This is a genomic window from Pseudomonas sp. Y24-6, assembly GCF_020295325.1.
GTDB classification, from domain to species: domain Bacteria; phylum Pseudomonadota; class Gammaproteobacteria; order Pseudomonadales; family Pseudomonadaceae; genus Aquipseudomonas; species Aquipseudomonas gregormendelii.
Genome location: NZ_JACBXG010000007.1, coordinates 101562 through 113924, shown reverse-complemented (window position 1 = coordinate 113924; position 12363 = coordinate 101562). Strand labels below are relative to the sequence as shown.

Below are 12363 nucleotides of genomic sequence, written 5' to 3'. Positions count from 1 at the left end.
GTGTCAATGGCGCCAGTGTCCTGTTCACGGCGCTGAATTTTCATCGTCCGTTCAGACGTAGTTTGGCCTGCGGTTCGTCCCTAGAGTGGCTCTTGTCAGTAGAAAAGGAGCACATGATGGAGCTGCATTCGGGTCTTGATTACAGCGGCAAGGTGGTGCTGATCACCGGTGGCACCAAGGGCATCGGCGCTGGTATCGCGCTGGGATTTCTGGCCGCGAACGCACGGGTGATTGTCTGTGCCCGGCGCGAACCTGAGCAGGTGCCGACATCGGGAGGCAAGCACGCGACCTTCATTGCCGTCGATGTACGTGACCAGGATTCCCTGCAACGACTGTTCGCCACCATCGAGCGAGATTTCGGACGCCTCGATGTGGTGGTCAACAACGCCGGCGGCAGTCCTGCCGCCGACGCCGCCACGGCCTCGCCCAGATTTCATGAAAGCATCATCGGGCTGAATCTCATCGCGCCGCTCAACGTCGCCCAGCACGCCAATCGCCTGATGCAGGCACAGGTGCAGGGTGGTTGCATCATTTTTATCGGCAGCATCAGTGCGCTGCGTTCCTCGCCAGGTACGGCCGCTTATGGCGCGGCTAAGGCCGGCGTGCTGGCGTTGGTGCAATCGTTGGCGGTGGAGTGGGGCCCCAAGGTGCGGGTGGTTACAGTCAGCCCGGGGCTGGTGCTGACCGAGCAGGCGCATCTGCACTACGGCACGCAGGCCGGTATCGATGCTGTCTCTGCCGGAATCCCGGCTGCACGCATGGCGGTGGCCGAGGACATTGCCAACGCATGCCTCTACATCGCATCACCGCTGGCCAGTTACGCCAGCGGTTGCAACCTGTTGCTGCATGGCGGTGGTGAACGCCCGGCGTTTCTCGGTGCTGCGCAAGTTCTGCCCACCTGATCGACCTAATGCGGCGACCGGGTTCGGTAGCCGCCTTCAATGTGAAGGAGACGACTTTGGCTGATCCACAACTGCTATCCAATGTGCGCGCCCTGGTGGGGCGCCAGTACGGCCGGGTGTATGCCTGGGACGAGGTCAATGCCCCGATGATTCGCCAGTGGTGCGAAGTCATGGGCGTGGACAACCCGCTGTACACCGACCCGGGCTTCGCCTTGGGTACCGAACATGAGGGCCTGATCGCGCCGCCTGCGATGTTGCAGGTATGGACCATGGAAGGCCTGCACGCCAACAACTATCCGCCTGGTTCCACCACTGAGAACCCTTACGAGGTGCTCAAGGAAATGGAAGCCTACGGCTATGCCTCCACGGTGGCGGTGAACTCCGAGCTGAGCTTCACTCGCCCGCTGCGTCTGGGCGAAAAACTCTACTACACCACGCGCCTGGATTCAGTTGGCGATGAGAAAACCACCGCCTTGGGCACCGGCTTCTTCGTCACTCTGATAATGAGCCACTTCGTGGAAAAAGCCGGCGGCGACGAGCCGGTGGGCGAGTTGCTGTTTCGCGTATTCAAGTTCCGTGCGGCAAACGCCCAGGCTCCAGCCAAGGTGGAAGCGGCACCGGTCAAGGCCAAGCGTCCGTTGCCAGGAATCAGCGACGACACGCGGTTTTTCTGGGAAGGCTGCGAGAAGGGGCAGTTGTTGATCCAGCGCTGCACGGCCTGCCAGACCCTGCGCCATCCACCGGCACCCGTTTGCATCCAGTGTCACAGCTTCGACTGGGACACCCTGCAGGCCAGTGGTCGCGCCAGCTTGTATTCATTCGTGGTGATGCACTACCCCGAAGTGCCTCCGTTCGATTACCCCAACCCGATCGGCCTGATAGAACTCGAAGAGGGTGTGCGCCTGATCGCCGGGCTGGTCGGCATCGAGCGCGAGCAACTGCAGATCGGCCAGCGTTTGCAGGTCGAGTTCCAGTCCTTCGATGACCAACAGACCCTGCCGTTATTCCGGCCGGTAGAGGCATAGGAGCCAACATGGATTTCGAATTGAGCGAAGACCAGCGCGCCATTGCGCAAATGGCCGACGGCCTGTTTGTCGACCATTGCCATGATGACTACATGCGCCAGTGGGACACCAGCGGCGAGGCGATGATGGCGCCGTTGTGGACGTTGTGTGTCGAGACCGGCCTGCATGCCTTGGCCATCCCCGAAGAGCACGGTGGCAGCGGCCTGGGCATGACTGAGTTGATGCTGGTGCTGCAAGCCCAGGGTAAGGCCCTGGCCCAGGTGCCCTTGTGGCGTCATCAATTGGCGGCTGCGACCCTGGCCCGGTTTGACGCCGCCGACAATGGAGGGTGGGTTGCCAGGGCGGCATCCGGCGAGGTGCTGCTGAGTCTGTCTGTCGATGGTTTGAGCAGTGCGCTCGGCATCGAACTGCGAGCCCGTGCTTGCGCCGACGGCTGGTTGATCGACGGCCGGGTTGCAGCCTTGGCGTTGGGTGATCAGTCCCAGGCAGCGCTGGTGTTGGTAGAAGCAGAAAACCAGCCGCGCTTGCTGCTGCTCGACCTTTCGGCGCCCGAGATACAACGGGTGTCGGCGGTGCTGACCCACGGCGAAGCGGTGGCCGACTTACACATCCAGGGTTTGACCGTGAGCGCCACCGCGCTGTTACCGGCTGAAGCTGTCGCCTGGCTTGAACTTCGCTGCACCGCGGCATTGGCGTCCTTGCAGCTGGGTGTCAGCGAAGAGCAGATCCGCCGCACCGTGGCCTACGTCAGCGAGCGTCGGCAGTTCGAACGCGTCATCGGCAGCTTCCAGGCGGTGCAGATGAGCATGGCCGATACCCATATCGCCGTCGAAGCCTTGCGTACGACCTTGTGGCAACTGGTCTACCGCATCGATGCCGATATGCAGGCGCCCAGTGAAGCGCTGGCCACTGCCTGGCTGGCCTGTGAAGCGGGACACCGCATTGGCCACACCGCGCAGCACGTACATGGCGGCATCGGCGTCGACCTGACGTACCCGATCCACCGTTTTCTCTACTGGAGTCGCGGCTTGTCCCTTGCCTTGGGTGGCTCGGCGGCAAACCTGGAACGCCTGGGCGACTGGCTCAACGATAACGACAAGCTGGGATGGAAATATGACCTCGAAGAACACCAAGCGCTTTGAAGACGTGCGCCCCGGCGAAGTACTGCCGCAGCTTGCGGTGCCGATCACGGTGACCCTGATCAACGGTGGTGCGATTGCCACCCGTGACTACTTTCCCGGTCACCACGACGCGGAGGCGGCCCGAGCCCTGGGTTCGCCCCACGTGTTCATGAACATCCTCACCACCAATGGCCTGGTGCAGCGATTCATCGAACAGTGGGCCGGGCCGCTGGCGCAATTCAGCGCACTGAAAATCAAACTCGGCGCACCGAATTATCCCGGCGACTGCATGACGTTCAGTGGCAGCGTCAGCGCAGTCGATGCGGACACCCGCTCGGTGGAAATCACTTTGAGCGGCAAAAATTCCATGGGCAACCACGTGACCGGCACGGTCGCGCTGGTCCTGCCCTGACAGCCGGAGAGACACAGATGACTGATTCATCGATTTCCGGGCGTGCCGCGATCGTTGGTCTGGGCGCGACCGAATTTTCCAAGAACTCCGGACGCACCGAATTGCGCCTGGCCATGGAGGCCACCTTGAGTGCGCTCAAGGATGCCGGCATCGATCCGTCGGAGGTGGACGGCTTCAGCTCCTACTCGGTGGACAAGGTCCCGGAGTACGAAATTGCCCGTCTGCTGGGGTGCAAGGACGTCAAATTCTTCTCTCAGGTGCCCCATGGCGGCGGCGCTGCCTGTGGGCCGGTCATGCACGCGGCGATGGCAGTAGCCACCGGGGTGGCGAAAGTAGTGGTGGTGTACCGGGCCATGAACGAGCGTTCCTGGTACCGCTTCGGTACCGGCAACTACGGCTTTGCAGCTTCGCCGATATTCGACAACGTCAACTACGGCTGGTACATGCCCCACGGCTTCCATACGCCGGCAGCCTGGGTTGGGATGTTTGCCCAGCGCTACATGCACACCTATGGCGCCACCAGCGAAGACTTTGGCCGGATCGCTGTGGCCGCGCGGGATTTTGCGGCGACCAATCCCCAGGCGTTTTTCCACGGCAAGCCGATCACCCTGGAAGAACACCAGGCCTCGCGCTGGATCTGCGAGCCGCTGCACTTGCTCGATTGCTGCCAGGAGTCCGACGGCGCCGTGGCGATGGTGATTACCTCGGCCGAGCGCGCCCGTGACCTTCGGCAGAAACCGGTGACCATCAAGGCTGGCTCCCAAGGCATCAGCCACGGCCAGCAGAGCATGACCTCGTTCTACCGCGACGACATCACCGGGCTGCCGGAAATGGGCGTGGTGGCCCGCGAGTTGTATCGCCAGTCAGGCCTGGGCCCGGAGTCTTTCCAGACGGCGGTGATCTACGACCATTTCACTCCGTTCGTGCTGCCACAGCTGGAGGAGTTCGGCTTCGTCAAACGGGGTGAAGCCAAGGAATTCATCCGCGCCGGGCATCACGCCCGTGGCGGCAAGCTGCCCATCAACACCCACGGCGGGCAACTGGGTGAGGCCTACATCCACGGCATGAACGGGATCGCCGAAGCGGTGCGGCAGGTGCGTGGTACGGCAGTCAACCAGGTGGCGGATGTGCAAAACGTACTAGTCACCGCCGGCACCGGCGTACCCACCAGCGGCCTGATTCTCGGCGCAGCCTAAGGAGCAGCAAATGTTCGTTGACCTCACTCCCGAACAACATGCCCTGCGCCACAAGGTGCGGGACTATTTCCAGGCCCTGATGACCCCGGACATGCGCGACCAGTTGCGGGGCAAGGAAGGCGGTGATCTGTTTCGCCAGACCATCCGCCAGATGGGCCGCGACGGCTGGCTCGCGGTCGGTTGGCCAAAGGCCCACGGCGGCCAGGGTTACGCGGCCACTGAACAGTTGATCTTCTTTGAAGAAGCCAACATCGCCGGCGCGCCACTGCCGTTCGTCACTATCAGCACCGTCGGCCCTTCCTTGATGGCCCATGGCAGCGAGCTGCAGAAGGAACGCTTTCTGCCCGGCATCGCGGCCGGTGAAATCATGTTTGCCATTGGTTATTCCGAACCCGACGCTGGCAGCGATCTGGCCGTGCTCAAAACCACTGCCCGCCAGGACGACGAAGGCTTTTTGGTCAATGGCAACAAACTGTGGACCTCAGGTGCCGAATCGGCCGATTTCGTTTGGCTGGCCGCCCGGACCGATGCGACTCAGGCAAGGCATAAAGGCATATCGCTGCTGATCGTGGACACTACGACGCCGGGTTTCTCTCATACCCTGATCCCCACCACGAGCATTCCGACCACGGCCACCTACTACGACAACGTACGGGTGCCCAACGAAATGCTGGTGGGCCAGTTGCACGGCGGCTGGAAGTTGATCACCTCGCAACTGAACCATGAACGCCTCGGCCTTGGCACCTGGTCGGACAAGGTCGTGGCGCTGTTTCGCCGGGTCTATCTGTGGGCGCGGGCCTGTGACGAACAGGGTCGTCGAGCGATGGACAAGGCCTGGGTGCGCAGCTCGCTGGCCGAGTGTTACGCGCGCCTGGAAGCGATGCGCCTGATCAACATGCGCATTGCTGCCGACCTGGACCGAGATCGGATGGACGTGGCGCTGAGCTCGACCACCAAGGTGTTCGGCTCGGAGTCGGCCATCGAGATCCTGCGCAAGCTGGCGGGGATCCTTGGCGCCAACGGTTCAATGCGCAGTGGCTCGGCAGCGACCCTGCTGCAGGGAGAGCTGGAATTCGAGTTGCGCAGCTCACCGACCCTGACCTTTGGCGGTGGCACCAATGAAATCCAGCGTGAGCTGATCGCCCAGTTTGGCCTCGGCATGCCGCGCACCCAACGCTGACGCTGGTCCATCAACAACAAAAACGTACTCGGCCCGGTTCCGGCGCGGGTCGAAGGGGACTTTCATGAGCACTATCGAGCAATTTCGGCACGACACGCGTGCCTGGCTGGAGGCTAACTGCCCGCTGTCAATGCGCACCGGTATGGCTGAAGGCGATGTCGTGTGGGGCAGCCAGAACCCGCAGTTTCCGTGCGAAGACGCACGACTGTGGTTTGAACGCATGCGCGACAAGCGCTGGTTCTGTCCCGAGTGGCCTGAAGAATACGGCGGCGCGGGCCTGAGTGACGAGCAACTGGCGGTGCTGGAAAGCGAGATGCGCCGCGTCAAGTGCCGGCCGCCACAGATCAACCTTGGTATCTGGATGCTCGGGCCAGTGCTGCTGGCGTTTGGCAGTGAGCAACAGAAACGCGATCTGCTGCCTCCCATTGCCCGTGGTGAAGTGCGCTGGTGCCAGGGGTTCTCCGAACCAAACGCCGGTTCCGACCTGGCCAGCCTGAAAATGGCCGCTCGCGATGCAGGCGACCACTTCATCGTCGACGGCAGCAAGATCTGGACCTCCTACGGCGACAAATCCGACTGGATGTATGCCCTGGTGCGCACCGATTTCAGTGCGCCGAAACACGAAGGCATCAGCCTGATCGTACTGGACATGCGCAGCCCCGGCGTCAAGCCGCAGCCGATCGATTTGATCAGCGGCAAGTCGGCATTTTGCCAGGTGTTCTTCGATGCGGTGAAAGTCCCCAAGAGCCAGTTGATCGGGCCGTTGAACGGCGGCTGGACTCTGGCCAAATACCTGCTGCAGCACGAACGCAAGGCGATGTCGAAGTTCGGTGAGTTCAGCCTGCCGTCGCACTTCGACCTGCTGGCGTTGATGCGCGAGTACGTGCCGGCGCCACAGACCCAGGGCGAGCATGCCCTGCAGGCCCGGGCCACAGCCTGTGCGATGAATGAACAGACCTACAACCTGACTGTGCAGCGCATGGGTGAGGAGGCGCGGGCCGGCGACGACATCGGCGGCCTGATGTCGATCATGAAACTGGTGCACACCGAGCAGGAGCGCGACAAGTTCGAAGTGCTGCTCGATGCCATGGCCGGGCACGCCTTTGGTTGGGAGAGTGTTGCGTTCAGCGAGCAGCAACTGGCGGTGACCCGCTCCTGGTTGAACAGTTATGCGCTGACCATTTCCGGCGGGTCCTCGGAGGTCCAGTTGAACGTTATCGCCAAGCGCGTGCTGGGCTTGCCGGACGCCAAAAAAGGAGTTGCTGCATGAGCCTTCGTTATAGCGATGAACAGCGTTTGCTGGCCGACAGCGCCCGGGACTTTCTCGCCGCCCGCAGTCCGGTCAGTGCCCAGCGCCGATTGCGCGATGAGGCTGTAGCTTTTGGCTTCGAACCGCAGCTGTGGCGTGAAGCCGTGGAGTTGGGTTGGAGCGCGATTCCTTTTCCGGAAGACTTTGGCGGTCTGGATTTCGGTTGCAAGGGGCTCGGACCAATCTTCGAATCCATAGGGCGCAATCTGTCCGCCACGCCGCTGTTATCCAGTGTGGTACTCGGTGGGTCATTGGTTCTTCTGGCGGGCAACCCGGCGCAACAGACACGTTGGCTGCAAGCGGTGATCGGTGGTGAGCAGCGCCTGGCCCTGGCCGTGGACGAACGTTCTCGCCACAACCCGAGCCACATCGCCCTGGCAGCCAAGGCAGATGGACAGGGCTATTGCCTGCACGGCGACAAATTCTGGGTGATCGACGGGCAGGGCGCCGATGCCTATGTAGTGGCGGCCCGCACCAGCGGCCAGCCAGGCGACACTCAAGGTATCAGTCTGTTCCTGGTACCGGCCGATAGCCGGGGGGTGACCGTCAGCGCTTTGGGATTGATCGATTCGCGCAACAGCGCCCGCCTGCGACTGGACGAGGTGCGCGTGGGCAGCGATGCCTTGCTGGGCAACCTGGATGAAGGTTGGGCCGTGCTTGAAACCGCACTGGATCGCGGCCGCACCTGCCTCGCGGCGGAGCTGTTGGGGATGGCCGAGCAACTGTTCGAAACCACCCTGGAGTACCTCAAGACCCGGGTGCAGTTCGATACGCCGATTGGCACCTTTCAGTCGCTGCAACACCGCGCCGCGAAGATGTACGTCGATCTTGCGCTGAGTCGCAGCGCCCTGATGGCCGCCTTGGCGACCCTGGATGACGCCGGTCATGACGCTCGGGCACGTGCTCGACTGGTCAGCCTGGCGAAATGGAAAGCCGGCGACACCGCGCTCAAGGTCGCCAACGAAGCCGTGCAGATGCACGGCGGCATAGGCGTTACCGACGAGCTCGATGTCGGCCTGTACCTCAAGCGCGTTCGCGTGGCGCAGAGCTGCCTGGGGGATCGGGATTTCCATTGCGAACGCTATTGCGCCCACGCCTGAACCCGTGTGGGAGCGGGCTTGCCCGCGAAGACGGAGTGTCAGGCCATCGGCATGTTGAATGTGCCGGCCCCTTCGCGAGCAGGCTCGCTCCCACAAGGATCCCTGGTGTACCCAACTCGTGAGTACGACTCACCACCCTGTGGGAGCGGGCTTGCCCGCGATGACGGAGTGTCAGGCGATGCAGATGTTGAATGTGCCGGCCTCTTCGCGGGCAAGCCCGCTGCCACAGGTCTCTCGGTTGTTCTGGAGATACACAAATGAGCATTGAACGCTGGCAAACCGCGTGGCGACAACTGATCGCCCCCGGTGCGCCGTTTGAGGTGGTGACGTCCGATGACGGCGCTCCACGTTACTTCCGGCACGCCGCGCGCGATTTGACGCAGGTGTTCGACGCCGGTCGGGTCCACGGTGACCGTGAATTCCTGGTCTGGCAATCGCAACGCCTGACCTTCAACCAGTTCTTCGATCAGGTCGATCGACTGGCCGGGCAAATGGTGGCTCGTTTCGGACTGCAGCCCGGCGAGCGCGTGGCCATCGCAATGCGTAACCAGCCAGCGTGGCTCGTGGCGTTCGCCGCGATCGTGCGCTGTGGTGCGGTGTGTGTGCCGCTCAACAGTTGGGGGCTGCGCGACGAACTGCAGTACGCGCTGCAAGACAGCGATTCGCGCCTGCTGGTGTGTGATGAAGCAAGATTAAATACCCTGCATGAAGATTTGGCCCGTGAGCAGCGAGGCACGATAGTCGTCGGGGCGCAGGAAACTGCCTTTCCCGAGTACTGCCTGCGATTCGAAGACTTGATCAACGCCCCGATATTGCCGGCACCCACGCTGGAAATCGATCCTGACGCGCCGGCACTGATCCTCTACACCTCGGGCACCACCAGCCGCGCCAAGGGCGCCGTGTCCAGTCACCGGGCAATCTGCCAGGCGCTGTATGCCCTGGATTTCCAGGGTGCGTTTTGCGCCATGAGCTCACCCGAGCGTGTCGGCGTGGTGATCAACAGTGGCTTTGCCCCCACCACATTGGCGGCAGTACCGCTGTTCCATGTCAGCGGCTTGCATGCGCAGTTCCTGTCGGCACTGCGCGGTGGCCGGCGCTTGATGCTGATGTACAAGTGGGATGTCGAACAAGCCATCGACCTCATTCGCGATGAGCGTTGCACTCAGTTCAACGGGGCACCGGTGATGATGCAGCAACTGCTTGCCTCGCCACGTTTTGGCGGCGAGCACACCGCCAGCCTCTTCGGTCTTGGACTGGGAGGTGCAGCTTCGTCCGCCGGGGTGCTGGACAACATGCTCAAGCTCAAGCCTGACGTGATTGGCGGTGCCGGGTACGGCCTGACCGAAAGCAACGGGATCGGCGCTGCCATCGGTGGTGATCCGTTCGTGTACAAGCCGCAGACCGCTGGCTGGCCGCTGCCGATAGTCGATATTCATATCGGCGAAAGCCCTGGCCAGCCGCAGGTGGCCGGGACTCGTGGGGTGATCTGGTTGCGCTCCCCAACCTTGATGAGCGCCTACTGGAACCTGCCCGAAGCCACTGCGCAAAGTCTGCACGACGGTTGGCTCGACACCGGCGATATCGGTTACCTCGATGAGGAGGGGTTTCTCTACATCACCGGCCGGGTGAAGGATTTGATCAACCGTGGTGGCGAGAAAATTTCTGCCGCAGAGATCGAGACGTGTGTCCTCGATTTGCCCGGGGTCCTCGAAGCGGCGGCATTCGCCATTGCCGACCCGCTGCTGGGGGAAACGGTGGGGTTGGCCGTCCACGGCCAGGCTTCGACGCTACCCCAGGAGGCACAAGTCTGCGCATTCATTGCCGAGCGCCTGGCCGCCTACAAAGTCCCGGCCCAGGTCTATCGGGTACTTGAACCCTTGCCACGCAATGCCACTGGCAAGGTGCTCAAGGCACAGCTGCAAGAAAAGTTGGGCGTCTGATTGCACCTTAGTCTTTCCGGACGATGTCGGTGCCGCCAGAACACGAACAATGGGTCCATCTCACACAGCCTTATCAGCCTAGGAGGCATCACATGAAAATAACAAGAACCGGTCTCATGCTCGCGGTCGCAGTCACAGCCAATAGCGGGCTGATGGTTTATGCGCACGCCGCAGTGTCACCTCAGGAAGCGGCCAAGCTGGGCAAGGAGCTGACCTGTGTCGGCGCCGAGCAAGCCGGTAACGCCGAAGGCACGATTCCACCCTACACCGGCAAGTACCTGGGCGAAGTACCGGGCTGGAACCATGTGAAATTTTCCGGGGACCAGCCAGTTGATCCCTATGCGGCGGAGAAGCCGATCCTGGTGATCACCGCGCAGAACATGAGCCAGTACGAGGCGCACCTGACCGAAGGCCAGAAGGCGCTGCTGAAGAAGTACCCGACCACCTACAGGATGAACATTTACCCAGGCCATCGGGATTTTCGTTATCCCGATTACGTCTGCCGCCGCGCGATGGATAACGCGTTGCACGCCAAGCTGGTCAACGACGGCGACGGTTTCACCGGTGTTGGCCAGGTGCCGTTCCCGATCCCCAAAAGCGGCGTGGAAGTGTTGTGGAACCACCAACTGCCGGCCCGAGCCTACACAGAGGAAAAAACCTCCGACCTGGCCTCGGTCCTGCCCAACGGCAGCATTGGCTGGGGGCGTGCCTACGCGCGCAACCTGTCGTTGGCCAACTCACCCACCACCGATTCCCGCACCGAAGACAAACTCTCGGCCATGAGTAACAACATGACCCTGAAACCGGCCCGGGACAACGGCACCCTCAGCATTGCCCATGAACCCTACAACTATGGCACCGATGCGCGTCAGGCCTGGTCCTACAGCCCATCGACGAGGCGCGTGCGGCAACTGCCCGGTTATGGTTACGATCAGCCGATGATCGGCACCAACGGCACCATGACCGTCGACGAGGACCGTTTGTTCAACGGTTCACCGGAGCGTTTCTCCTGGAAACTGATCGGCAAGCGCGAGATCTATACCCCGGCCAACGCGTTCAAGCCTAATGCCGGGACGGTCAAGTATGCCGACCTCCTGACACCCAATCATCCCAACCCTGACTTCATGCGTTACGAGTTGCGCCGCGTGTGGGTGGTGGAAGCCGACTTGAAGGAAGGCTTCCGTCATGTCTATGGCAAACGCGTGCTGTTCATCGACGAAGACACCTGGAACGCGGTGATGGCCGACAACTACGATGCCCGTGGGCAGCTGTGGAAGCACGCCATGGTCAACTATTACTACCATCCTGACATGAGTGGCTGGCAGGCTGGCTCGCAGTTCTTCATGGACTTGAACTCCGGCCAATACACCGGCTACGGCATGACCAACGAGGCGAAAAAAGGTCCGATCCTCAACGAAGGCAAATTCACGCCGGACCAGTACACTGCGGATGCGGCACGGGCGATCGGGCGGTAACACCCAGGTCGCGGCAATGAAAAAAGCCCTATCGGATTTCGATAGGGCTTTTTTTTGGTTCTTGTTCGTTCCCTGTAGGAGCGAGCTTGCTCGCGAAAAACCCGAGGGCGCCGCGGGCCATCTGGTTTAACGCGATATCGTCCACGACCATCGCGAGCAGGCTAGCCCCTGCAAAGGGAAAGTCAGTTGATCGGCGCAGAGGTGATTGACCATTGCGGATCAAGTGACCCGATCATCTCCAGTAGGCGTTTGTAACCGGTACGGAGAATGCGCCACTCGCTATGGAGCTTGACGCAGTGACCCTCGTAGGTGGCGCTGCCGTTGACGTCGACTTCCGGGGGGTGGCCGTGGTGCATGCTGAAACGGCGGTTATGGAAGTTGTTTGCCTGGTGGCTGCCGGGGAGGCGGACCTTTATCCGCGCCTGGGACGCACCATGGCGTGGGATATCGCGGCGGGGCATGCGGTGCTAGTCGCTGCCGGTGGACAGGTCCGCACCCTTGACGGCGATCCGCTGCGTTATGGCAAGCCCGGCCTGGACAACCCGCATTTCTACGCTGACGGCCTGCAGGCTCTACACGCTGGCGCAAGGGCCTGCTTCCGGGCACGGGAGGCAGGCCCTTTTTGGTTTGAAGGGGGAACTTACTGACAGGGTAAACCGAAAAAAATGCCGCTGGAACCTGGCAAGGTTGCAGCGGCGTGGTG

The 12363-nt window shown here is 61.9% G+C and carries 11 protein-coding genes; all 11 read left to right on the top strand.

What is annotated here, in order from left to right:
- Window positions 1–116: 116 nt before the first annotated feature.
- The 11 genes from HYI44_RS15270 (at window position 117) to HYI44_RS29385 (ending at window position 12307) form a co-directional block, all read left to right on the top strand.
- Entirely contained in the window at window positions 117–902 is a 786-nt protein-coding gene (locus tag HYI44_RS15270) for an SDR family oxidoreductase (protein WP_225569770.1), read from the top strand.
- Window positions 903–958: 56 nt separating this feature from the next.
- Window positions 959–1927 carry a bifunctional MaoC family dehydratase N-terminal/OB-fold nucleic acid binding domain-containing protein gene (locus HYI44_RS15265; protein WP_122839922.1) on the top strand — a complete coding sequence of 323 codons (969 nt, stop codon included), beginning with the start codon at window positions 959–961 and terminating at the stop codon, window positions 1925–1927.
- 8 nt (window positions 1928–1935) lie between these two features.
- Window positions 1936–3069 (top strand): acyl-CoA dehydrogenase family protein, encoded by a 1134-nt coding sequence (locus HYI44_RS15260; RefSeq protein WP_225569769.1) that lies wholly within the window; start codon window positions 1936–1938, stop codon window positions 3067–3069.
- A complete protein-coding gene (locus tag HYI44_RS15255) occupies window positions 3041–3460 on the top strand; it encodes a MaoC family dehydratase (RefSeq protein ID WP_045058550.1) in 420 nt (139 codons plus the stop codon). The genes HYI44_RS15260 and HYI44_RS15255 overlap by 29 nt, the downstream gene beginning before the upstream one ends.
- Window positions 3461–3477: 17 nt before the next feature.
- The gene (locus HYI44_RS15250) at window positions 3478–4656 is read left to right on the top strand and encodes a lipid-transfer protein (RefSeq protein ID WP_122839811.1); all 1179 of its coding nucleotides are present in this window, start codon (window positions 3478–3480) and stop codon (window positions 4654–4656) included.
- Between the two features lie 10 nt (window positions 4657–4666).
- On the top strand, window positions 4667–5836 hold the full coding sequence (locus HYI44_RS15245; RefSeq protein WP_122839812.1) for an acyl-CoA dehydrogenase family protein: 1170 nt from the start codon (window positions 4667–4669) through the stop codon (window positions 5834–5836).
- 64 nt (window positions 5837–5900) lie between these two features.
- Window positions 5901–7106 (top strand): acyl-CoA dehydrogenase family protein, encoded by a 1206-nt coding sequence (locus HYI44_RS15240; RefSeq protein WP_225569768.1) that lies wholly within the window; start codon window positions 5901–5903, stop codon window positions 7104–7106.
- Window positions 7103–8245 carry an acyl-CoA dehydrogenase family protein gene (locus HYI44_RS15235; RefSeq protein WP_225569767.1) on the top strand — a complete coding sequence of 381 codons (1143 nt, stop codon included), beginning with the start codon at window positions 7103–7105 and terminating at the stop codon, window positions 8243–8245. Before HYI44_RS15240 ends, HYI44_RS15235 begins: the two co-directional genes overlap by 4 nt.
- Window positions 8246–8502: 257 nt before the next feature.
- The gene (locus HYI44_RS15230) at window positions 8503–10185 is read left to right on the top strand and encodes a class I adenylate-forming enzyme family protein (RefSeq protein ID WP_122839815.1); all 1683 of its coding nucleotides are present in this window, start codon (window positions 8503–8505) and stop codon (window positions 10183–10185) included.
- Window positions 10186–10277: 92 nt separating this feature from the next.
- A complete protein-coding gene (locus HYI44_RS15225) occupies window positions 10278–11660 on the top strand; it encodes a DUF1329 domain-containing protein (protein WP_225569766.1) in 1383 nt (460 codons plus the stop codon).
- Window positions 11661–11956: 296 nt separating this feature from the next.
- On the top strand, window positions 11957–12307 hold the full coding sequence (locus tag HYI44_RS29385) for an inositol monophosphatase family protein (RefSeq protein ID WP_225569765.1): 351 nt from the start codon (window positions 11957–11959) through the stop codon (window positions 12305–12307).
- Window positions 12308–12363 lie beyond the last annotated feature (56 nt).

Bases quoted from the DNA above. Each gene is read 5' to 3' on its own strand.
- HYI44_RS15225 (WP_225569766.1), top strand. From the start codon at position 10,278: ATGAAAATAACAAGAACCGGTCTCATGCTCGCGGTCGCAGTCACAGCC.
- HYI44_RS15230 (WP_122839815.1), top strand. From the start codon at position 8,503: ATGAGCATTGAACGCTGGCAAACCGCGTGGCGACAACTGATCGCCCCC.
- HYI44_RS15245 (WP_122839812.1), top strand. From the start codon at position 4,667: ATGTTCGTTGACCTCACTCCCGAACAACATGCCCTGCGCCACAAGGTG.
- HYI44_RS15270 (WP_225569770.1), top strand. From the start codon at position 117: ATGGAGCTGCATTCGGGTCTTGATTACAGCGGCAAGGTGGTGCTGATC.
- HYI44_RS15255 (WP_045058550.1), top strand. From the start codon at position 3,041: ATGACCTCGAAGAACACCAAGCGCTTTGAAGACGTGCGCCCCGGCGAA.
- HYI44_RS15240 (WP_225569768.1), top strand. From the start codon at position 5,901: ATGAGCACTATCGAGCAATTTCGGCACGACACGCGTGCCTGGCTGGAG.
- HYI44_RS15260 (WP_225569769.1), top strand. From the start codon at position 1,936: ATGGATTTCGAATTGAGCGAAGACCAGCGCGCCATTGCGCAAATGGCC.
- HYI44_RS15250 (WP_122839811.1), top strand. From the start codon at position 3,478: ATGACTGATTCATCGATTTCCGGGCGTGCCGCGATCGTTGGTCTGGGC.
- HYI44_RS15235 (WP_225569767.1), top strand. From the start codon at position 7,103: ATGAGCCTTCGTTATAGCGATGAACAGCGTTTGCTGGCCGACAGCGCC.